The sequence below is a fragment of the Pseudarthrobacter sp. MDT3-1 genome (genome assembly GCF_054510755.1).
Genome location: NZ_JBTNDX010000009.1, coordinates 150299 through 170789, shown reverse-complemented (window position 1 = coordinate 170789; position 20491 = coordinate 150299). Strand labels below are relative to the sequence as shown.

Genomic DNA, 20491 nt, shown 5'->3' with positions numbered 1-20491 from the left:
AACCGTTTCTTCCGGTCCCCTTCCGCGGGGACCCGGACACAACACACGAGTTCAGCCTTGCCAATGTCGATCGCGGCGACTCTGGCAATGATCTGATCCTCATGTTAACGCCAACCGAAAATAGGGCCAGGAACGCCAACTGAAAACAGGGCCACCGACCATTATGGAAGGTGATCAATTTGGATGATTGGGCGGAGATACGCCACCTGTTTTCGACAGGCAAGCACTCGAAGCGTGAGATCGGCAGAATCGTGGGGGTTTCCCGCGGAACGGTGGATCGGGCGCTGGAGTCAGACCGGGCACCGAAGTATCAGCGGGCGGCCGGGGTGTCGAGTTTTGATGCGTTTGCACCCAGGGTTCGGGAGTTGTTGGTGAAGACGCCAACGATGCCGGCGGCAACGCTGGCGGAGCGGGTGGGCTGGTCTGGTTCCGCGTCGCTGTTCCGGGCGAAGGTCGCCGCGATCCGGCCCGAATACGCGCCGCCGGACCCGGCGGACCGGTTGGTCCACGAGCCGGGATTCCAGGTCCAGTGCGATCTCTGGTTCCCGCACGAGCCGCTGCCCGTCGGTGAGGGCCAGTCCGACACGCCGCCGGTGCTGGTGATGACCTCGGCGTTCTCGGGATTCATCCAGGCCCGGATGCTGCCGTCACGGACGACGCCGGACCTGCTGGGCGGGATGTGGACTCTTCTGCAGGACGCGCAGGCGGTCCCGTCCCGGCTCTTGTGGGACAACGAGTCCGGCATCGGCAGGCGCAAGCCGACCGAGCCAGTGGCCGCGTTCGCCGGTTCGCTCGGGCTGGAGATCAAGCTGCTTCCTCCGCGTGATCCGGAGTCCAAGGGCATGGTCGAGCGGATGAACAGGTTCTTCCGCCAACGGTTCATGCCGGGCCGGGACTTCCGCTCACCAACGGACTTCAACGCCCAGCTCGAGGACTGGCTGCCCAAGGCCAATCACCGCTACTCGCGGTCCCGCCACGGCCGCCCTGACGAGCTGATCGTCCTCGACCGGGAAAGGATGCGGGAACTGCCGCCGGTGTCCCCGGAGGCGGTGTTCCGCAACGCAGTGCGGCTCCCGCGGGACTACTACGTGCGCGTACTCTCCAACGACTATTCCGTGGACCCATCGTTCATCGGACGGATCGTGGACGTCATCGCTGACTTGGAGACCGTGTGGGTCACCCATGAGGGTGTCATCATCGCCACCCACGTCCGGGCCTGGGCCCGGCACCTGGTGGTGACCGATCCGGCCCACGTGGCCCGTGCGGCGGTGATGCGCCGGGACTTCCGAACCCAGCGGGTGCACCGCCCCGAACCGATAGAGTCCGTGCAGGTGCGGGATCTGGCCGCCTACGACGAGATCTTCGGCATCGACCTCGGCCAGCAGCCGAAACTGGTCCTGGAGGTGGCGTCATGACCGGGACGCCGTCGCAGATCGAGTACTACGCCCGGGCCCTGCGCGCACCACGGATCAGCGATGGGTTCCGCCGGCTCGGGGACCAGGCCCGGGACGCCGGCTGGTCTCATGAGGAGTATCTGGCCGCGGTCCTCTCCCGGGAAGTTTCCGAACGCGAAGCCTCCGGAGCGGCGACCCGGATCAAGGCCGCGAGGTTCCCGGCCCACAAGGACCTGGAGGAGTTTAACTTCGATCACCAGCCCTCCGCGGACCGGAACCTCATCGCGCATCTGGGCACCGGGGTGTTCCTCTCCGAAGCCAAAAATGTGGTCCTGCTCGGACCGCCCGGCACCGGCAAAACGCACCTCGCGGTCGGCATCGGCATCAAGGCAGCCAAGGCCGGGCACCGGGTCCTCTTCGACTCTGCCACCGGCTGGGTCGCCCGGCTCCAGGAGGCCCATTCCCGCGGGAAACTCGCCCAGGAACTGGTCAAACTCCGCCGCTACAGCCTCCTGGTGGTCGACGAAGTAGGCTATATCCCGTTTGACCAGGACGCGGCGAACCTGTTCTTCCAGCTTGTCTCCAGCCGCTACGAACACGCGTCCATGATTCTGACGTCCAATCTCCCGTTCGCCCGCTGGGGCGATGTCTTCGGGGACCTGACCATCGCCTCGGCCATGATCGACCGGATCGTCCACCACGCCGACGTCCTCAGCCTCAAAGGCAACAGCTACCGGCTCAAAAGACACCAACCCGACGCCAGTACGGCACAATAGAACCACAACCCCGTGGCCCCGTTTTCAATTGGCACTATTGGCCCTATTTTCGGTTGGCGTTAACACCTCATCCTGGGTTTCAGCCAACATGATCGTGTTCATCTCCTCACGAAAAACACCCGCTCTGATTGCATAGGCGGCCGCCCGCGGGGATCACCGGGAAAATCGGAATCTAGTCCTCGTTCTCGGTAAAAGGAAACAGTGAAGGGCCCACGGCGTGATCCCCGGCGCCCGGCTTAATGACGGACTGAAAGAACCATAGTGACTACGGCGTCGACAGGCGACCACAGGCACATTTTCAGCCCGGAACGGGCGCCCCGCAAGGGGCATACAGGCTTAATGCGGCTTTAACGAAATGCTCTATCACTCTTGGGGCGGCAAGATGGCTAGCCCGTTTGCTCGGCTGGACCATCGCCCCTGGATACGCTTGCTAACCGAAACAGTTACGTCATGGGATGCTCCGATGTGTGTCTCGTAACTAGCAGTGGATACAGCGATTTAGCCAGAGGGTTATGAGGCATAGTTACGAGAATCTCTGGCCGTGGACGAACAATGGCGGTGGGCTTCCGCGGCACGGTGATCGACCCTCTAATGGGACGATTTGGACGGCCATAGGAGAAACCTGACAGGACGCGGGCACTGCACTGCGATTCTCGGCTACGGAAGCAGAATTATGTGGAGAAAGGGGGGATACCCAGCATCCAGAAGATCAGTGACGCTACGACGACGACGGCCATGCCGGCGCCGAGCGCCCCAGACAGGGCCAGCCTGTCAATTCTGTCAGCGTCCTCGCGGAGTATGACGTATGCTACGCCAACGGCGGTTACGAAAGCCCAAGCCAGAAACGACTGGAAGGGGAAACTCATCGGATCCTCCTTCAGTGCTGGGCCTCGTCAGTAGTCCTACCCTTTAATTGTCCTTCCTCTGCAGCCAGCGTGCAGCCCTACTTTCATTTGTCGCTGAGAACTCGGACTACCGCGGCGGGAGGCACGGGGGTGCGGCGGTCATCGGGGACAGCCACCCAAACGATGCCGTGCTGGTCTTGACGACTTTTGGCAGTCCCGATCGGCTCGGCGAGGTTGACCGCGACGTCGCGAGCGAAGCCCTCGATAGTGCCGTCTGCTGCATTCCTATGGAACTCGAGCCTGCTGCCTAGGACCACCATGGGATCTATAGTCCGGCGGTACACAACGCAGGCTGCAGCCGGCCCGTCCTGCCAGATGCCGAGGATTTGCACTTCCTCCGCCCAGTAGCGGTTGACCGAGTCAACGATGTAGTGAACAAGATTCATAGTTCCATCCTGAAGGAAGACCGGACGGGAAAGCAGCCAACTTCGCTAACGGAACAGTGTCCCGGCTAAGGATCGTCTATCGCGACACGAGATGAGGCCGTTCACTGCCGATAGGCGGTTTTCGCGCACCCGCGCTTCCGAGAAAAGAAACTACGCCTCGACGAGAATAACCAAGGTCTCCGGCAGCACGCCGTCATACGCCATCGCCTCGGCCCCGGCCTCGGATTGCATCAGGGCCATGACGGCATCCATGTCGGGAACGTCCATCAGCACCGCCACTTGCGTCGGGTTCTGTGGGTTGACGAACGTCCGGATGTTGGTGACGCCGAGGGGTCCGAAGATCTCTTCGCGTTTCGGTGAGGCAAGCCAATGATCCTTGTCCTTCACATCGTGGTGGCCGATCACGGTTGGCATAGCGCGTCCTCTCGAAGGGGGGCCAGCGGTCCGCAGGCCCACTGCGCAGAACGCTACTGGTCGTTCCGCACCCAGGCAAGGCCTTTCGTGGCCGCATCTCCCTCGGTCTGCGGGCTGCCCGCAAAAGGTTCCCCAAACGGACCCCAGGCCGCGAGAGTGGCCCTGTTTTGACCGCCACCTCTGGCTTTTCACCATTACCGGATCACGTGGTCCGGGTTTTGCTGGTCGTACATCTCCCGTGATTGCCCGATGGAATCCTTATGTTTCAGTGACCAGTCCGCGAGCTGCTTGACCAAATGGGTGAGGCTGCTTCCGCGCGGCGTGAGCTCATACGTGACCTGTGCGGGGACCGTGGGGTAGACGGTCCGGATGACTAGGCCGTCGCGTTCGAGCCGCCTGACGGTGAGGGTCAGCATGCGCTGGGAGATACCGTCGATCGCGCGCTGCAGTTCCCTGAAGCGCCTGGTGCCGGAGGCCAGCTCCACAATCACCAGCACCGACCATTTGTCGCCGATCCGGTCGAGCACGTCACGGATACCGCAGTCCGGATGCTCGGCGTCGCCGCACGGCTCAAGCATGGCGGTTACTTCCGTGTGACTGTCTAACACCAAAGTGCCTCCTTGTGCGTTTCGGCATGGTTACCGAGGATGAGTCTAGTTACCGAAAAGTACCAGCGGAAAGAGCGCATGCATGATTCTCGTTACCGGGGCCTCAGGCCACCTCGCCACAGCGGTCCTCGAACACCTCGCGGAATCCGGTGCACCGGCAGTCGGGGGAACCCGTAACCCCGCTGGAAACCCGGAGCTCCGTCAGCTGGACTTTGATGATGCCGGAACGCTCAATATGGAAGGGGTGGAAACGCTGGTTCTCATCTCCGCCGGCACGGCCGAAGACGACGTGGTCATCGACCGGCACACGAACGCCATCGCGGCAGCGGAACGCGGCGGGGTACAGCACATTGTTTACACCAGCCTGGCTGGCGAGGGCGACCATCTTGGCTTCGCTCTGGCCCACCGGTGGACCGAACGCCGTCTCCGGAACGGAAATGTCGCGTGGACGGTCCTGAGGAACGGCTTGTACGCCGAGCTGATCGGTCAACTCCTTACGCCACGCGAGGGCGTGATTACTGCCCCCTTCGGCCGCGGCGGGGTGGCGGCCGTCGCCCGGCAGGACCTCGCCGAAGCGGCATCCATCGTCGCCCAAAACCCCCGGCTGCACAGCGGCCGGACCTACAATCTGGTCGGCAACCGGGCGATCACGGCCCAGGACGTCGCCGACGAGCTGGGCGTGACGTACCGGCCGGGCACGATGGAGGATCTACGGCAGTCCCTGGACGCGGCAGCACTCCTGCCGTTCCAGCCCTCCATGCTGCTGTCCATCCACTCTGCCGCAGCCCATGGATTTCTCGAAGGAACCGCCACCGACGTCGCACGCCTCCTTGGACGGGAACCGCGTGACCCGCTGACTGTTGCCGCCGCCGCCGCACACAACTGATAGCAATCGAGAACGCGTCCGCTCAGGGTTCCTCCAGGACGCTTGAGCTGACAGCTCCAGGAGTCCTGGAGGCGAGATTGATGCGGAATGACGGGTTAGGCTCACACTATGAAGCCCCGGCCCGTAGTCGTGCTTGCCGTTGGTGCCCTAGCCACCTTGCTAGCTCTGGCCGTCCTGATCGGATTCATGCCTGGAATAAATCGCGCGTGTCCCGCAATTGGGTACGCGTATGTCGGCGATGTGGAGCTGGCCTTTTCCGAGCAGCCGGAGTCAGTATCGGCTTGTTTTGGGGAGGGATGCGCTCCTGAGGCCGTGACGCCACGTGATGGAAAATGGCTGGTGCCCCAGTCGCCGCCGTATCTGATCCCACCCGTTAGCGTCACGTCCATTTACGTCGAAGCCGTAGCCGCTTCGGGCGCCCGCATAGCCCGTACCCTGCCAATAGAAACGGAATCAACCGGGGAGCGCCCCTACGGACCCCATTGCGGTGGACCTTTCAAGTTCAAGCCTGTGCCCGTGCTCCTTAACTGAAAGCATCACTCTGGCTCGAATCTTTGAGCTGCCAGGGCTCGGGGTCTGCAGGACTATTTGCCACTGCAAAATCAACGGGAGTGTCCCGTTGAGGGTTCGTCACACGGGACGGTTACGAGGCCCGCTTTCACCGGGGCCGTGCAGCCGTCAGGGCAGTCGAGTGAGACGGCCGGTCACCCCCAATAGTGACCGGTCGTCTCAGGTCGTTGTGGTTTGGAGCCTATGGCGCGGCGTTCACCACGGACGTCTTCACGGAGGTCCAGGTCGAGACGGTCCCGGCGGTGAAGCCCGGATAGTCCTTGAGCAGTACGTCCTGCTCCCCGATCACGAGTCCCGAGGTGGGATCGATGATGATGTCCGTCCTCGCTCCTCCGTCGGGAGAGGGGATTCCGATGGCGATGCCCGTCCTGCCGTCGATTGTTGCTTGCCTGTCTCCGACGGTGACGCCTGGGATGAGGGCAGCGGCCTTGTATAGGGCGGCGCGCAGGTCGGCAGGGACAACTCCGCTGCGGAGGCCGTCCGCGATCGTAACGAATGCCGCACTTTCAGGAGACTTCCCGGCACCCTTGGTCCGCTCGTAGATGATGTCCAGCAGGGCTTGTGGGTCTCTGGGCAGACTGCTGGCGTCCTTGAGGGGCGTGCCGATAATGATGGTCGGCTCGTTCCCGTAGAAGGCACCTCCTGGGGCACGCAGGATCCCGACCAGTACCGAGGCACCTTCAGGTTGTGCTTTCCGTCTCTGGGCCAACTCGGCCGCTGCAGCCTTGGCGGCGTCGCTGGAGGAGTCAAGGGGAACGCGGTCTTCACGGTTCCACACCCATTCCCCGTTCTTATCTGCCGGTACGTAGACCTGTCCGCCGGTCGTTTCCTGCCAGGAAATGTCGCTTCCATCGGCGGCCTGCATGCCACTGCCGGTGAGCTCCGTCGTCTCGATTTTTAGGTACTGGCCTGGTCCCACTACCGGGTCGGAGGTCTGGATGGTTGCTGCCGCGGCGTTGTTCAGGACCTCGGCGGCTTCGGCAGTTGCGCCCGGACCGCTGGGCCTGACAACGTCTGCCACGACGATTCCGCCCACGAGCAGAGCCGCTGCTGCCGAAGCGAGCAGGACCCGGCGCCGGAACCGGATCGGGCTCACTGTTGCCGGGGCGAGCGTCCTTGTCGACGCCCCGGGACGCGAAGTCGAGTCGATCCTGGTCATGAGTTTGGTGCGGCCGCGGGCCAGCGTTGCCGGCGCGGCGGAGCCGATGTCGCTACGCATTGCGCGGAGCAGCTGCAAGTCGTCCATGGTCGTTCTCCGTTTCGTCAAGTATTTCGAGTTTGAGCTGGGTCCGCAGTGTCTGGCGGGCGCGGTTCAGGCGGGAGCGCACGGTTCCCACCGGAACGTCCATAGCTAGGGCGATGCCTTCATAGGTCAGGTCCGCCCAGGCGTACAGCAGCAACGTTTCGCGGTCGATGGCCGGCATGGACTTCAGGGTGCCGGCGATGCGCCCGGTGGTCACAACGGCGTCCACCTGGGCGGCGATCCGGTCCGAAGCGTCAGCCACCGATTCTCGTGCAGCCGCTTTGGCCGCGGTTTTCAGCATCTTGGCTTCAGCACGGTGATGCCGCCGAAGCAGATTTGTGGCGATGCCGAACAGCCAGGGCCGGGCATCCTCCCGGTCAAGGTCGTAGGTTTCGAGTTGTTCCCAGGCCACCAGAAAGGTTTCGGATGTGACGTCGTCGGCCGCGAAGTCGCCGGCCCGCCTGGCGGCGTATCTGTAGATGACTGAGGCGTGTCTGTCGTACAACTCCCCGAAAACTGCGGGACTGGCCCGGGACCGCCTGATGATGTCGTTATCTGTGCTCACACTATGTATTGCCCGGTGGCCGCAAAAGGGTTCACGGAGCGTCCCCTTCTTCGCATCAACGGATCTCCATCGAAGCGTACCGGTGCCCGGATATGCGGATTACTCATGATGCTGGTCCAACTCTGGCCGCACTGGGCTGTCACCGCAGTTCGCCTCTTGCTCGTGGTCCGCTTAGCGGTTGGGATACGGCGAGCCAATGCCCACGGTCGCAGAAACCACGGCCAAATTCAGCCTCGCTGAAGGCCCGTCATCATGGCTGCGTCGACCTCCAGGAAATTAACTAGGGGAGCGCAGGGGATGTGTCCCGTAGCGGGTTCGGCTACCGGGCGGCCTGGGTGACATTTATCGCAGCGAAAACCCCGCCATTTATTGCTGCGATTCACACCGTGGCGTGGCGCCACTTTTCCAAAGACCGGCCTCGGGTGTTCCACTTCCTAGGAAATGAACCGCCCTTTGAACGTTGTAGGAATTCAACAACGGCCCGGTCCAACAGCCCGTGACTGTCACTTCAGACTGGCGGGTTTTCACGGTTCAATCGGCGGTTCTATCTGATGCCGATGGTGAGGTTGAGCGGGCACTCCGCGGATTCCCGAATCGTGTCATGGTGAGGTGCCGAGGCCATTTGTGGGTGCGGCCAATGCGCAGGCGCGGGGCCCCTCCGTAAAGTCCCCGGACGGCGAGGAGATCGGCATCGGAAGTTCCCCGCCAGTGTGGCCGGACCTCCAGAGCCTCCTACCTGCCGGTGTCGGGAAGAATCAGGCCGGGACTTGGTGGACGATGTCGGGAGCAGACAGCCCCTCCAGCCATGCCACCGCGGCCGGACGCGACGTGAAAAACTCCTGGAGATTGTGCTGGCCGCGCCGCATCCAAGCAGCAACGACCCGGTCAAGATTCGTTGTCCCCACTATGGCGACGGAGGAAACGAAGCGGGTGTCCCGGTAGTCGTTGCAGGCTTCGACAGTCAGGTTGACGCCGATGATTTCGATCAGCAATGGCAGCTTCCGGCCAGCACTAAGAAGCTCCACGGCAAGCACAGATTCCGCAGCGTCTTCGGCCTGAAGAATGGAACCGGGCACCCAGATCAGATGAAGGGTCCCACCGACATATAAGCTCAGCGTCCCTTTTCCACCTGCAAGCACGATCTCCGCCACGGAATTCCCCTCTGCGACAGAATAGCCGGAGAACGTGTGCCCCGATAGGTCTCGGGCATGGCGGATGCCAGGAGCAGTGCAAAGCCGCGGGATCAACAGGCGATCGTTCAGCCTACTAGTTTCTGCCGCTTCTTGACCTCGGAAACGGGCAGGCGTACGTTACGGTTAGTCGTCGATCCGAAGGGGGTGCTCGCCAGCTTCGCCTACCGGGCTCGCCGGCAGTCGCATGCTCGAGAATCACGCCGATAGCCGCGTGCCAAGACTCACGCAGCATAGGTGCATCCGGTCTCCGCCGCTGCAGCAGGCCTGTCGGCCTGCTCCCGGGCTCTCCTCCGGCCCGCAGCGGCTGCATCATGAATGTCCCGCACAGCCGGAAGGGTGGTTGTGCCAAATCCCTGATCGTGCAGGCATGCTCAGGGCGAATGGGAGTCACCATGGACAACAACGCATTTCAGGCCCTGCAGGAAAAAGTACGCGGCCAGGTCATCACTTCCGACCACCCTCTCTACGACGCCTCACGGACCGTCTATAACGGCATGATTGACAAACATCCCGCAGCCATATTGCGTGTTTCGCAAGTCGCGGACGTCATCGCGGGAGTCAACTTTGCCCGCGACGAGGGCCTGGACCTGGCGCTTAGAGGTGGTGGGCACAGTGCGCCCGGATTCGGGACCTGCGACGGGGGCCTCGTGCTCGACTTTGCCGACCGCAGGGGCGTCCGGGTAGATCCTACTGCCGCAACGGCCCGGGCTGAAGCCGGCACCACCTGGGCCGACTTCAACCACGCAACAAACGCCTTCGGGCTCGCAACAACCGGCGGCATTATCGGATCCACGGGTGTTGCTGGCCTGACACTCGGCGGCGGCATCGGATACCTCGCCCGTAAGTATGGCCTGTCCTGCGACAACCTCAAATCCGCGGATGTGGTTACCGCAGAGGGGAAGTTCCTCACAGCCAGCGCAACCGAGAATGACGATCTCTTCTGGGCGTTACGTGGCGGCACAGGAAACTTCGGCGTCGTCACTTCCCTGGAATTCGACCTGCATCCCGTCGACGTGGTGTACGGCGGCGTGGTCATCTATCTGCTCGAGCATGCTGGGGCTGTTGCGCAGCTGTACCGAGACTACATTGCCACGGCTCCGGAAGACATGGGAATCTTCCTCGGATTCCACCAGGGCCCGCCGGTCCCCTTCCTGCCAGAGGAGCACCACGGCAAGCCCGTGGTGGTTGTGGTGGGTGGCTGGACCGGTCCCCACGATGAAGGCGAGCGGCAGTGGCAGCAATTCCTGGATGTCGCCCCAGTTGCTGGGTCATTCGTCGGGCCCCTCCCTTACCCGATGCTCAACACTCTGTTCGACCCCCTTCTCCCTAAGGGCCTCCAAGCATATTGGAAGGCGGAGTTCCTTCCAGAGCTAAGCGACGATGTGATCGGCGTTGCCCAGAAATTCGGAGCCGGCGTGCCCAGCCCCCAAACGGCCAATCATTTCTATCCCATTAATGGCGCGGCCCAACGCGTAGGACAGGATGAAACAGCCTTTCCTTACCGGGACGCCAACTTCTCTGTAGCCATCGCCGGAATGTGGGAGTCACCGGCGGACAACGACGCCAACACGAAGTGGGTCAGAGACTACTACCAGGCCCTGCATCCTTATGGGGCCGGAGCGGGTTATGTCAATTTCCTTGATGCTGACGACCAGCCCCGCATCGAGGACAACTACGCAGGCAACTACGCTCGGTTGGCCCAGATCAAGGCGAAGTACGATCCCGGCAACTTGTTCCATATCAACCAGAACATCAAACCGGTGGCCTGAAACGGGGAAGAGTCTTCACTAACTCGACCTTGGAACGTCGTCGGGCGGAACTTCAATATCTTCAAGCAGTGGCGAGGCCTGGCCACCCGCTACGACAAACTCGCACTCACATACCGCGGCGGAGCCATCCGCCGAGCGGTCAGCATCCGCCTGACTGCTTTAGGAGACACGCCCTAGTTGAGTGCGTAACAAGCGCTGCTGTTGGAAAAGCACTCACCACGCACCAAAGGACCCCGATCCCCAACACCCACGGCGGTGCAGTCGACTTCTGACATTCGGTGCAGACGCCTTCGGAAACTGAAACCATCCATGAAAAAAGAAAGCGAGGGCCGTCACGGTTGTTCAATCAGTGAGACCTCTCAAATCACAAGGGTTACGAGACAAGGAACAAGTCCCACGACTCACTTCTATTCGGGGCCGTAATAGGGGGCCTTGCACTATCTCCCCTTGGCGCCCGAGCGTAAAGTTTTACCACCTCGACGTACAGACACATGGGTGACGGGAGCCTTGGACATGACCGGTTTCGGGATGAGAATGGCGGGCGCGTTCCTGGTCCTTATTGGGCTATTCGCCGCAGGAATAGCTCCGGTGGCAGCGGCTCCGCCGTCCCAGAGTAAGGACCTGGTTGGCATCGACATCTCCTGGCCCCAGTGCGACAAGATGAATACCCTTCCCCTCGGGCAGGCATTCGCGATCGTGGGCGTGAACGGTGGACTGGCCAATAACAACAACCCTTGCTTCGCTGCTCAAATCGAATGGGCTAAGACAAAGACCACCGGGACCGGGAACCACCCTGCCCAGCCCCAAGTTTCTTTATACGTGAACACTGCCAACCCAGGACATGAGGGCTCCTGGTGGCCATCGTCCAACGTCTACAAAGACGTGGCGGTCCCCCCAGACCGCTACGGTGAATGCGTGCCCGAATTCGAAGGCGCAACAAGAGGCCCGGTCGACCTCGCCTGCTCATACGTGTACGGCTACGTGAGGGCTTATGAGGACGCCACTATCCGAGGCGTGACAGACCCCGGCAGCTATTTCTGGTGGCTGGATGTGGAGACGGGCAACAGCTGGCAGACCGGAGAGCCTAACAGCACAGCCCTGAACCGGGCAACCCTCGAAGGGATGGTCGACTACTTCACGACCATCACTACCAACCGTAAGACCGCCGACCTTAAGCCTGCCGGTGTCGGGATTTACTCGACAAGCAATCAGTGGGGAACCATCGCCGGGACCGTGCCATCAAGCAGCCCCTTGACAGGTCTGCCAAGCTGGCTTGCAGGTGCCAGAACGCTGCGGGGAGCGAAGTCGAATTGTTCTCTTCCTGGGCTCACCCCTGGCAGCACGGTAACACTGACCCAGTACGTGTCAGCCGGACTCGACTACGACTACGTCTGCCCCTCGAAATAGGCAGCGCAACGCGGCGCTCATCTTCGGCATCGCCGGCACTGACGTGCATGGTCTACACAGGCCCCGCCGAGTTGGGGGGCTGCCTTCGCAAGAGAATCTTCAGGCCGCGCTGCGCTCACGGCCCTAGCTCGTCAGGACTTTCCAGCCGCAGATCAGTAGAGAGCCCGGAAGACTTCCAGGACACACTTCTGTTTCCCTGGTCAGCGGGACCGGCTCAAGACGTGCTGAGACCAGGATCCGGTCCCGCCTTTATCGGCGCGCGCCCCGGGGCGAAAACAGGTTCCCTCCCCAAATATGGGCGGGGCACGCACCGTTGCACATCATCCGGAATAACCGGCTAACTCCCAAGAAAATACGGAATGCATGCAGCAGTGAACTTGGGAAAGCGCCCCGGCCGCGAGAACCTGCCGCAACCTCTACGGGTCATGGCAAGACGAGCCCCAACCTTGGTGTCTCGAAACCTTTCCGCCTCAAAACACTAGGGATATGAGACGTATCAACGACTGAAGGACGGCAGCTATGCAGTATGAATGAGGACATGACCAGCAGCTCTCAAGAGACACCAATGAAGGTATCCGTCTTTCCTGGGATGAATTTCTGGTGGGCTATCCAGTCGGACAACTTCCCGGATGTCTTTCCCGACGGGACGCTATGGGCACCGCTGCGAGGCAGTTCCGGACAGCGGGTTGCCTCCTGGGACACGTTGCACAACGTCCGACCAGGGGACCTTGTCCTGCACTATTCCCGTCCCGCGATCCGCGGCATCAGCCGGGCGGTCACGATGCCAGCGCCGGCATATCCACCGCCCCGCGGGTACAAAGAGCATGCGGACACGGAGGGGACACTGGTCCTCACGGACCCTGTATATGAAGTCCACATCCCCTGGAAAGACGTCCTCGACATTTTGCCGCCGGGACAAGGCCCTCTGACCGCAATAGGGACGTTGAACAGGGGCTACTTCTATAACTTGGACAGCGAAGGTGCTCTGCAGTTGTTGCAGCAGGCAGGGCTGGGGATCACCGATGACCCTGATGAGGGCCGGCACGAAGCCGTGTCGGCCGACCAATACTTTGGTGGTCCGAGCGACAGGTGGACATTAGGGGCAGTCCGTACAGAACAGCGTTTCCTGCGGAACCAGCAGCTGCAGCTTAGGGGCAGTTCCTGCTCGCTCTGCGGACATTCCTTCCCGGAACAGCTCCTCGTCGCCGCCCACATCAAGCCCCGCTCGGCCTGCTCTGAGAAGGAGCGCATGGACACACGCAACGTGTCTATGCTCGCGTGCCTCATCGGCTGTGATGCGCTGTTCGAGCTCGGCTACGTCGTCGTAGGCGAGTCGGGCGTCATCGAAGCGGGCAAACCCGGGCCCGGGCAGGTTGGAGACCGGATCGAGGGCCTCGTGGGCCGCAAATGCCGGGCTCATGACGAGCGATCGCGCGGCTATTTCGCATGGCACCGGCAGGCCCATTCCGGCAAGCTGATCAAGCAGTCGCAAAGGACTCCCGACCTGCCGCAGCATCTATCACCGTCGTAGAGAGTTCCACACAGAACGTCCCGTGCCACGTCCCAGCTCTCCATGGCGTCGCAAACGTTCCTCCTCAGACCAGTTCGTCACTTGCCAGGCATGGGCGGCTGTGACTTCTCTGCCCCGTCCTTCCGCCGGTGTTCGGCGGCCGCGGAATCCGCCTCAATGCATGGGAGTGCTTCCACCTCGGTGAGTTAACTCGGAAGGCCGACGGCGGCGCGCACCTGGGTCCGTGCCGCCGTCGTCAGCGGGAAACCATTGCCCGGTTCCTGCCGGCGGCGGTACGCTCTTCGTCCCGGCCGTGTCCCTGGAAGGATCGATCATGAAAGTCCTGGCTTCAGTCTCGCTGGTACAGCTGATTCTCCAGCTCATCGGAGCGCGAAAAGCCATCCGCGACGGGATCCCTTACGACACGCCGATCGGCCGGGGCAGGCCCGAGAACGTGGCGGGCGACATGTGGGGCATGGGCAGCGGGCTGTCAGCGCCGTGGCACACCCTGGCCGTCCATGCGGCAGGGACCGCTTTGCTGATTGCCAGGCCGCGGCCGTGGGTGCGGCGGGCGGTCGGGTGGCTGGGCGCCCTGTACATCTTCGGCATCCTGTGGGAGCGGATCACGCGGGAATCGTTCCGGCACCCGGACCGGGAAAACACCCCGCTCATAGCCTCGGGGCTTGCACTGTCTGTTGCCATGGCGCTGCTCGGTCTGGCAGGTCGGAAGGGGCGGTAGCCGGTCGCACCCTTCGGCCTTCGCGCCACCCTGTTCGTTTTCAGAAGTGGTGTGCGCAAATGTCAGTACCCGACTGCACAGCCGTTCCTTGTCCATATGCGGGGTCGTCCTCGTTTCCGGCCCAGACGGCACCGCCGCCAGGGCAGGGCATCACCTCGAACGCCAGGCCGTCACGCTGGGCCCGCAGGTGGCGCCCGTCATCCTCGACCACTTCCCAGCCCGCCGCCGGCAGCGCTGCACGATAGTGCTGCAACACATCGACGTCTCCCGAGAGCACAAACCAGCGGGCACAGCCGCCCACACCACTCATGCCGCCACCGCTGTAAAGGCCAATGTGTTCGATGGAATCGAACGCTCGCTGGGACTCGCGGTCTGCACTGGCCATGGGCTCATCCGTACCCTCGATCACGCACTGAGGGGAGGAGTCGTACTTGCCGATCTTCTGCCCCAGGGCCAAGGGGGTGACAGCGAGCATCACGAGCAGCATGAGGACCGGGATGGCCACGGCCGTCAGTCGCATCCACAGTCGTGGCGAGAGGACCAAACCGACCACGGCAACCACCGCGACCAGACCGAGCGCAATTCCGGCAGGACCTACCGTCAACCCCCAGGTGAGTCCTTCGAACGCGGTATCGGCAACACGGCCGTACACCGCCATGAAACCGCTGTGGACCAGCACAGCCAGCAGTGCCAGTACTGCCTCGACGGCGAGTAGTACCACAACAGAGACAGCTCGGCCGGTCATGGGCATGGCTCATCGTAGGTTCGGCCTGACCTGCTGTACATGGGTCGACGCTCGCAACGCCCTCGACCCCATTCGCAAGATATGTTGCAACCCCTCTTGACGCCAGCGCTTCTTGCGAGCAAGGCTGAATAACCGACCTCTCTTGTAACCTATCTTGGAGTTGAAATGTTTATTCCAATCACCGTCCACGTCCCGGAACACCGCGTTGAGGAGTTCTACATCCGTTTTGGAGAATTCCTCGCCGACGTCCCTGATCCGGATGCGCCCACCCGGCTGCCGTCCGGGACCGTCCCCTCCTGGGTTGAGGCCGACGAAGCTCCAGCTATCGCCGCGACCCTCTGGGATAAGATCTCGCCGCAGGGACAAGGAGTTCTCCTTCACTTGATCCGGGCGACCGGTGACGAAGCCGCGCATTTCCTTCCAGAGGAGATCGCCAAGGCGATTTCGCACCCGAAAGGCGCGTCGGGCGTCGCAGGCACTCTCGGTGGGGTGGGGAAGGCCATCCGTCGCGCGGGGCTTCCGATGTACACCACCCCCAAGGGCAATTCCTGGCACTACATCTGGGATTGGGACGGTCAGCGCTACTCCATGACCCCCGAGGTCGCTCGGCTCTTGCGCACGGCCGCCGGTAACTGACAGCAAGGAACCTTCCGATGAGGACTTGGCGGGTGCACGATCGGATCCAACCGCGATAGTTGGGTGTGGGTTTGAGTCGATGAGCGAGGCTTGATGCGGAAGGGGAAACCGTGATCGCAGTTCTGAACCAAGTCCTTGGTTACGTCGAGGAGCACCTCACTGAGGAGATCGATGTCGCCGGTCTGACAGTGTTCCGCACCACCGGACCCTACCCGGCGGCCCTCCAGTCCAGGTGGGCGGCCCACAGCCGCTGACTGGTTCCCCTCCAACCACTGGCGGCTGAGGCCCGGCCCCTCGGTCGTTGCCATTCTGGACCGCCGCCGACTTCAGCACCGCAACCACCGAGTTGCGGCTGCCGGTGGAACGCGCCTGACGGAATTATCGGCGCGTCAGCCTGGGCCGCGCATCACTCACTGACCTCGTCCTCTGCAGGGAGCGCCGTGTCAACGAAACTCCCTGACGAGATCTGCCGCTTGACCTGCTCAAGCTCTTCTTTGAGCAGGTCAACGGTCGCGCGGTACCTTTCAAAGTCCGCCGCTCGGCGCCGAGCCACGGCGTAACTGACGACGGCGGCGACAATGGCGAGCGGGAACGACAGGAGCAGGGCCCAGCCGGACACGGCAAGGAAGTCCAGCGCTATGGGAAGTGCCTGCTTGAATGCCAGGAACTCGTTCACGCCACCGACCACCCCGTTCAGCGCGGAGTCCAGGGGGCCCAGAAACTGGCCCACGATTGGCGTCCCGGAGAACGACGGGACGGTCAGCGGCGGTTCCCCTCCTGCGGACCATCGGGAATCACGGAATTGGCTCAGGACATAGATCCCGGCACCCGCGTTGAGGGCCGCAAAGAGCAGGACGGAACCAAGCGCCGTCCAATGAAACCTGCGCGGACGCCAGAGGCCGGCCACCAGCGCGAAGACGGCGGCAGCAATCCAGGGAAAGAAGCGGAGTTCGTCGCGGCTCAAGCCACCCAGCAGATCCAATGAATTCCCCGCTCCTTGCCGCCGGAGCCATGCGTGCCCCGGTCCCAGGTGAGCCTATCCCAGTCGCACCGGGCATTCCGCAGCAGATGTTTAACTGTCGTGCCGGCTGGAGTCCAGGGCGTCGAACTTCTCCTGCCATAGTGTTAGCTCGAGGTCCACAGGCTGCCGGCCTTGCGGTAGCCCTCGGGCCGGCTCATCCGGGCCGGCCGCATCATGGTGGACGCCCGTGCCGGGCTCAGGCGCTATACGCTTCGCATGCTTGAGCATGGCGAGCTCGGCGTTGGTTTCGAGGCCTTCTTTGACGGGGCCCGGGTCAAGATCTAGGGAGTTTGTTTGGCTGCGGCTCTCGAACCTGGATGGGAATAAATCACCTCGCTGCGGACGCGTTACATGTAACATTGACCCATGAGCGTAAGGGATCGCGTTGCCCGGCACCGGGTTGCCATGCGCGAGCGCGGCTTCCGACAGATTCAAATGTGGGTGCCGGACGCACGCACGGAAGAATTCAAGCGTGAAGCGCGCCGGCAAGCCATGGCAGTTGCCGCCGCTGACCGCGGCGGTGACGACCAGGATTTCGTTGAGCAAATTTCGGAAGACTGGCCTGAGTGAATCGAGGCGAGTTGTGGACGGTCTCAGGCGGAACATATGCTCAAAAACCTAGGCCGGCACTGATCATCCAGGATGACCTGTTTGCGGCTTCAGAGTCGATCACCCTCCTGCCCTTAACGTCGCAACTGACGGACGCCCCACTGCTGAGGCTGACGGTTGAACCCGGCCAACTCACTGGCTTGGAGCGCGTGAGTCAGATCATGGTGGACAAGCTGACCACGGTGCGTCGCGCCAACCTTGGCCTGCGGATGGGGCGAGTAGATGCCAAGACCATGGTCGCAGTCGAGCAGTCGTTGGCCGTCTTTCTTGGTCTGGGACGCTGACTCACACATCTGGTGTTGTAGGTTCAATGGCTAGGTCTCGGCGGGGACGACGCCATGACGGCACTCCTCGATTCGGCCGAATACTTCGTCCAACCCGGCGGGAGGTAGCCGACGTCGTGCGGGGGTTTCGACAGGCTCAACCACCGACCAGTCCCGGGACTCCGTCCTGGATGGCGAAGGAGGCCTTCGTGCTGACGGGGGATCCCGGCGTCGTGACGTAGTCCAGCACCCGGAAGTCCGCGGTCATCGCCTCTTTCGTGATGCGGGTGTTCTCGTAGCCGCGGTTGTCGTTGTAGAACTTCAGGTGCGGGTTCTATGCCATCACCGGGTCCACGGTGGAGCCTGAGCGGCGGCGGCGGCGGGAGGCGGCGTAGCCGTCCCACCCGTCCATGGAGACGTCGTCGATCTCCGGGCCCAGGATGTCCCAGCGCTGGGTGGAGTTCTTGAAGCCGTCCAGCAGCCACTTCTCCTGCTCGGCGCCGGTGATGGTGCGGTCCTCGGCGAGGTGCTCTTAGGCAAAATGTTCGTGCCGGACCATAATGTTCGACAATCAGTCCGCTGAGGTCTAATATCTGGAGCCTCGCCGCTATCATTTGTATGGCACACGGTAGTGCAGCTTCTATTAATGCTCGGTAATCACTTATGGCTGCTCCTGCGGTAAGAGGCATCCTTCGTACGAAAGAACAGTGCAGATGTCCACACCGCCGTATTTCCTTAAAGCCGCGACATCCGTATTCCTTGCCTCAATGGTTCTATCTCTGGCCCCTGCTGTTGCTCATGCTGATTTTGCAACTGATCCGCCATCTGCCACTGTTCCTTCTCCTTCGCCCTCTGCTCCACCCGCAGGAGAGCAAAGGTACATCGTGAAATATGGCAATGATGTGAATGCAGAAGCGGAGTCCACGTCCCTGCGGCAACAGGGGATTGAAGTTAAGGCGACTCTTTCCCATGCAATGAAAGCTTCGGTAGTTGTAGTGACACCGAAGGAAATGGAGTCCCTGAAAAGATCAGAAGACGTGGCCTCAGTTGAACTTGACACTCCCGTTTCAATCTCTGGTGCCACGTCTATTTGGGGGCTTGACCGGGTAGATCAGCGATCAGGGCGAGATGGGCAGTACAGCATCGGCAATGAAGGTGCTGGCGTGAACATCTATGTTGTTGACACTGGGCTGCATGTTTCCCATACGGAATTTTCCGGGAGGATTCCTGCAGTCTGGTGGGGAGTTCATGATGGCAATGGAATCAATGACTGTAATGGTCATGGGACGCACGTCGCTGGAACCGCCGCCGGAACAACATACGGCGTTGCCAAGAAAGCCAGCATCATCCCCATCCGGGCGCTTGAGTGTGATGGAAGCGGCTGGGCGTCAACAATCATGGCAGGGATTGACTGGTCAGTTCAGCACCACGTGGCCGGTCAGCCAGCAGTACTAAACCTCAGTATTGGCGGTTTCACTAATTCTTCATTTGACGAAGCCGTTCAAAGTGCTGTTAACGACGGGATGACGGTAGTCGCATCAGCAGGCAACGCCGGCGCTGATGCCTGTGCTGCTTCTCCTGCTCGAGTTCGGTCTGCCATTACCGTTGCAGCTACGGATATTAACGACGCTCAGGCGTCATGGTCCAACTACGGCTCTTGCGTTGATATTCAAGCGCCGGGAATATCCATCAGGTCTGCTTGGAACAACGCTGCTACCGGCTACAACACTCTGGACGGTACTTCAATGGCCGCTCCACACGTTTCCGGTGCGGCTGCAATCCTGCTTTCCCGTGACCCTTCGTTATCCCCGGCACAGGTTCACCAGTCGATGACCAACAACGCGGTGACGGGTATCATCAGTGCCAATAAGGGCGCAACCCCTAACAGGTTGCTATTTATCCCCGCGCCTAATCCACCTGCTCCCTCCTGCTCCAATCTCCAGCCTGGTGATGCATGGGCGGGGGTAGGTACGCATTGCGGGTTGCAGGGATCAGCAGCTTCTACCCCGTCTACCGCTGAAGCTCCCCCCGTAACCGCTGATGAAGCTCCCGCTCCCCTTGCTACGACCAATGCCGCCCCGGCACCTGCTGCACCTGCCCCAGCTCCAGGGCCCGCACAACCCGCTCCCGCGCAACCGGCTCCCGAACCTGCTGATGCTCCCTCCCAGCAGGCTGCAGCCGCATCGCCCCTAAATAACCCTGCCGCTGCGAATGCGGCGCAGGCAGTGGCAATTGCTGAACCTGGAGTGATCTCACCTGAGCCGGTGGTGGACGAAGCCACTCAACGACCCGAAACCACATCTTCGGAAACACCGGCAACAGTGGCAGCGAACTCCAACCCTGCCCCATTACCAAGTGGCGGTGCCACCATTGCCCCTGTAGCGGATACATTCGATGACGCTGCGGCGGATACCGTGACCGCTGCAGCGAACAACTCATTCTGGGTAATCACGATCGGACTGGTCCTTGGTGGCGTGGCTGCTGCATATGCAATCAGGAGGCTGAATCACCGACGGCGGCTGACAGTATGACCTCACCTTCTGTTTGATTTGTAACGGTCAGACACGGAACGGCTGACGGCGCCGGGTTGGAACGGCACGCGGCTGGTACGAAGGATATCCTCGGCAAGGACCCCGAAATCGACAACCAGCGAGGGGAGACTTCCATCGGCGGCAGCACCGGCGTCGTAATTCATGCTGCCGAAGGCGGCTGAGGCTTCCGAAGCTCCAGGCGAACCGGAAGTAACCCCGCCGCCGTTGCACGCAGGGTGATCTGCAGGTGCGCAGGGGTGGGCAGGCTGGCCGACCCTGCATCCGCACCATCGAACCGCGCGATTCGAGGATCAGAAGCGC

Annotated in this window: 20 protein-coding genes and 2 pseudogenes; 12 read left to right on the top strand and 10 right to left on the bottom strand. The window is 61.9% G+C overall.

Annotation, left to right across the window (positions count from 1 at the left end; genetic code table 11):
• Window positions 1–170: 170 nt before the first annotated feature.
• Together istA and istB are read left to right on the top strand one after the other, a co-directional pair.
• Window positions 171–1415, top strand: a complete 1245-nt coding sequence (gene istA / locus ACX80X_RS09520) for an IS21 family transposase (protein ID WP_459311853.1) — start codon at window positions 171–173, stop codon at window positions 1413–1415.
• A complete protein-coding gene (gene istB / locus ACX80X_RS09515; protein ID WP_254753354.1) occupies window positions 1412–2170 on the top strand; it encodes an IS21-like element helper ATPase IstB in 759 nt (252 codons plus the stop codon). The genes istA and istB overlap by 4 nt, the downstream gene beginning before the upstream one ends.
• Before the next feature lie 671 nt (window positions 2171–2841).
• Here istB and ACX80X_RS09510 read toward each other — a convergent pair.
• The 4 genes from ACX80X_RS09510 to ACX80X_RS09495 form a co-directional block, all read right to left on the bottom strand.
• On the bottom strand, window positions 2842–3036 hold the full coding sequence (locus ACX80X_RS09510) for a hypothetical protein (RefSeq protein ID WP_252603724.1): 195 nt from the start codon (window positions 3034–3036) through the stop codon (window positions 2842–2844).
• A gap of 83 nt (window positions 3037–3119) precedes the next feature.
• Window positions 3120–3461, bottom strand: coding sequence for a hypothetical protein (locus tag ACX80X_RS09505; protein ID WP_252603723.1), 342 nt, complete (start codon window positions 3459–3461; stop codon window positions 3120–3122).
• Window positions 3462–3611: 150 nt separating this feature from the next.
• Window positions 3612–3875, bottom strand: coding sequence for a hypothetical protein (locus tag ACX80X_RS09500; protein WP_056634869.1), 264 nt, complete (start codon window positions 3873–3875; stop codon window positions 3612–3614).
• A gap of 194 nt (window positions 3876–4069) precedes the next feature.
• The gene (locus ACX80X_RS09495) at window positions 4070–4483 is read right to left on the bottom strand and encodes a winged helix-turn-helix transcriptional regulator (protein ID WP_252603725.1); all 414 of its coding nucleotides are present in this window, start codon (window positions 4481–4483) and stop codon (window positions 4070–4072) included.
• Between the two features lie 82 nt (window positions 4484–4565).
• Here ACX80X_RS09495 and ACX80X_RS09490 point away from each other — a divergent pair, with 82 nt between their 5' ends.
• Window positions 4566–5369, top strand: a complete 804-nt coding sequence (locus ACX80X_RS09490; RefSeq protein WP_252603721.1) for an NAD(P)H-binding protein — start codon at window positions 4566–4568, stop codon at window positions 5367–5369.
• A 751-nt stretch (window positions 5370–6120) separates the two neighbouring features.
• Here ACX80X_RS09490 and ACX80X_RS09485 read toward each other — a convergent pair.
• The 3 genes from ACX80X_RS09485 to ACX80X_RS09475 all read right to left on the bottom strand — a co-directional run bounded on the left by ACX80X_RS09485 (window position 6121) and on the right by ACX80X_RS09475 (window position 8898).
• A complete protein-coding gene (locus ACX80X_RS09485) occupies window positions 6121–7185 on the bottom strand; it encodes a CU044_5270 family protein (RefSeq protein ID WP_252603719.1) in 1065 nt (354 codons plus the stop codon).
• Complete coding sequence (locus ACX80X_RS09480) at window positions 7151–7747, bottom strand: RNA polymerase sigma factor (RefSeq protein ID WP_252603717.1); 597 nt, start codon at window positions 7745–7747, stop codon at window positions 7151–7153. The genes ACX80X_RS09485 and ACX80X_RS09480 overlap by 35 nt, the downstream gene beginning before the upstream one ends.
• Before the next feature lie 755 nt (window positions 7748–8502).
• Entirely contained in the window at window positions 8503–8898 is a 396-nt protein-coding gene (locus ACX80X_RS09475) for a hypothetical protein (protein WP_252573556.1), read from the bottom strand.
• A 434-nt stretch (window positions 8899–9332) separates the two neighbouring features.
• Between ACX80X_RS09475 and ACX80X_RS09470 the strand changes: the two genes are divergently transcribed.
• The 4 genes from ACX80X_RS09470 to ACX80X_RS09455 all read left to right on the top strand — a co-directional run bounded on the left by ACX80X_RS09470 (window position 9333) and on the right by ACX80X_RS09455 (window position 14365).
• A complete protein-coding gene (locus ACX80X_RS09470; protein WP_252573555.1) occupies window positions 9333–10709 on the top strand; it encodes an FAD-binding oxidoreductase in 1377 nt (458 codons plus the stop codon).
• Between the two features lie 513 nt (window positions 10710–11222).
• Window positions 11223–12116, top strand: coding sequence for a glycoside hydrolase family 25 domain-containing protein (locus tag ACX80X_RS09465; protein ID WP_252603712.1), 894 nt, complete (start codon window positions 11223–11225; stop codon window positions 12114–12116).
• Window positions 12117–13107: 991 nt separating this feature from the next.
• Window positions 13108–13647 carry an HNH endonuclease gene (locus ACX80X_RS09460; RefSeq protein WP_459311848.1) on the top strand — a complete coding sequence of 180 codons (540 nt, stop codon included), beginning with the start codon at window positions 13108–13110 and terminating at the stop codon, window positions 13645–13647.
• A gap of 313 nt (window positions 13648–13960) precedes the next feature.
• Window positions 13961–14365 (top strand): hypothetical protein, encoded by a 405-nt coding sequence (locus tag ACX80X_RS09455; RefSeq protein ID WP_252603708.1) that lies wholly within the window; start codon window positions 13961–13963, stop codon window positions 14363–14365.
• Window positions 14366–14405: 40 nt separating this feature from the next.
• Here ACX80X_RS09455 and ACX80X_RS09450 read toward each other — a convergent pair whose 3' ends face one another.
• On the bottom strand, window positions 14406–15110 hold the full coding sequence (locus ACX80X_RS09450) for a hypothetical protein (protein WP_252601352.1): 705 nt from the start codon (window positions 15108–15110) through the stop codon (window positions 14406–14408).
• Between the two features lie 165 nt (window positions 15111–15275).
• Between ACX80X_RS09450 and ACX80X_RS09445 the strand changes: the two genes are divergently transcribed.
• Window positions 15276–15746, top strand: a complete 471-nt coding sequence (locus ACX80X_RS09445) for a DUF6416 domain-containing protein (RefSeq protein WP_252601349.1) — start codon at window positions 15276–15278, stop codon at window positions 15744–15746.
• 185 nt (window positions 15747–15931) lie between these two features.
• Window positions 15932–16119, top strand: a pseudogene (locus tag ACX80X_RS09440) (GyrI-like domain-containing protein); the annotation flags it as partial.
• 33 nt (window positions 16120–16152) lie between these two features.
• Here ACX80X_RS09440 and ACX80X_RS09435 read toward each other — a convergent pair.
• On the bottom strand, window positions 16153–16728 hold the full coding sequence (locus ACX80X_RS09435) for a hypothetical protein (RefSeq protein WP_252601346.1): 576 nt from the start codon (window positions 16726–16728) through the stop codon (window positions 16153–16155).
• Between the two features lie 405 nt (window positions 16729–17133).
• Between ACX80X_RS09435 and ACX80X_RS09430 the strand changes: the two genes are divergently transcribed.
• Together ACX80X_RS09430 and ACX80X_RS09425 are read left to right on the top strand one after the other, a co-directional pair.
• Window positions 17134–17337 carry an antitoxin MazE family protein gene (locus ACX80X_RS09430; protein ID WP_308216199.1) on the top strand — a complete coding sequence of 68 codons (204 nt, stop codon included), beginning with the start codon at window positions 17134–17136 and terminating at the stop codon, window positions 17335–17337.
• Window positions 17334–17660: a type II toxin-antitoxin system PemK/MazF family toxin gene (locus tag ACX80X_RS09425; protein WP_459311844.1), complete on the top strand. Its 327-nt coding sequence runs from the start codon at window positions 17334–17336 to the stop codon at window positions 17658–17660. The genes ACX80X_RS09430 and ACX80X_RS09425 overlap by 4 nt, the downstream gene beginning before the upstream one ends.
• Window positions 17661–17796: 136 nt before the next feature.
• On the opposite strand, the pseudogene ACX80X_RS09420 reads toward ACX80X_RS09425, so the two are convergent.
• Window positions 17797–18171 (bottom strand): annotated as a pseudogene (locus ACX80X_RS09420) (alkaline phosphatase D family protein); the annotation flags it as partial.
• Window positions 18172–18523: 352 nt separating this feature from the next.
• On the opposite strand from ACX80X_RS09420, the gene ACX80X_RS09415 reads away from it, so the two are divergent.
• Window positions 18524–20170, top strand: coding sequence for a S8 family peptidase (locus ACX80X_RS09415; protein ID WP_459311842.1), 1647 nt, complete (start codon window positions 18524–18526; stop codon window positions 20168–20170).
• The last annotated feature ends 321 nt before the right edge of the window (window positions 20171–20491 follow it).

Coding starts and splice junctions, on each gene's coding strand:
- istB (WP_254753354.1), top strand. CDS start 1,412: ATGACCGGGACGCCGTCGCAGATCGAGTACTACGCCCGGGCCCTGCGC.
- ACX80X_RS09510 (WP_252603724.1), bottom strand. CDS start 3,036: ATGAGTTTCCCCTTCCAGTCGTTTCTGGCTTGGGCTTTCGTAACCGCC.
- ACX80X_RS09505 (WP_252603723.1), bottom strand. CDS start 3,461: ATGAATCTTGTTCACTACATCGTTGACTCGGTCAACCGCTACTGGGCG.
- ACX80X_RS09500 (WP_056634869.1), bottom strand. CDS start 3,875: ATGCCAACCGTGATCGGCCACCACGATGTGAAGGACAAGGATCATTGG.
- ACX80X_RS09490 (WP_252603721.1), top strand. CDS start 4,566: ATGATTCTCGTTACCGGGGCCTCAGGCCACCTCGCCACAGCGGTCCTC.
- ACX80X_RS09485 (WP_252603719.1), bottom strand. CDS start 7,185: ATGGACGACTTGCAGCTGCTCCGCGCAATGCGTAGCGACATCGGCTCC.
- ACX80X_RS09470 (WP_252573555.1), top strand. CDS start 9,333: ATGGACAACAACGCATTTCAGGCCCTGCAGGAAAAAGTACGCGGCCAG.
- ACX80X_RS09465 (WP_252603712.1), top strand. CDS start 11,223: ATGACCGGTTTCGGGATGAGAATGGCGGGCGCGTTCCTGGTCCTTATT.
- ACX80X_RS09455 (WP_252603708.1), top strand. CDS start 13,961: ATGAAAGTCCTGGCTTCAGTCTCGCTGGTACAGCTGATTCTCCAGCTC.
- ACX80X_RS09450 (WP_252601352.1), bottom strand. CDS start 15,110: ATGACCGGCCGAGCTGTCTCTGTTGTGGTACTACTCGCCGTCGAGGCA.
- ACX80X_RS09445 (WP_252601349.1), top strand. CDS start 15,276: ATGTTTATTCCAATCACCGTCCACGTCCCGGAACACCGCGTTGAGGAG.
- ACX80X_RS09430 (WP_308216199.1), top strand. CDS start 17,134: ATGAGCGTAAGGGATCGCGTTGCCCGGCACCGGGTTGCCATGCGCGAG.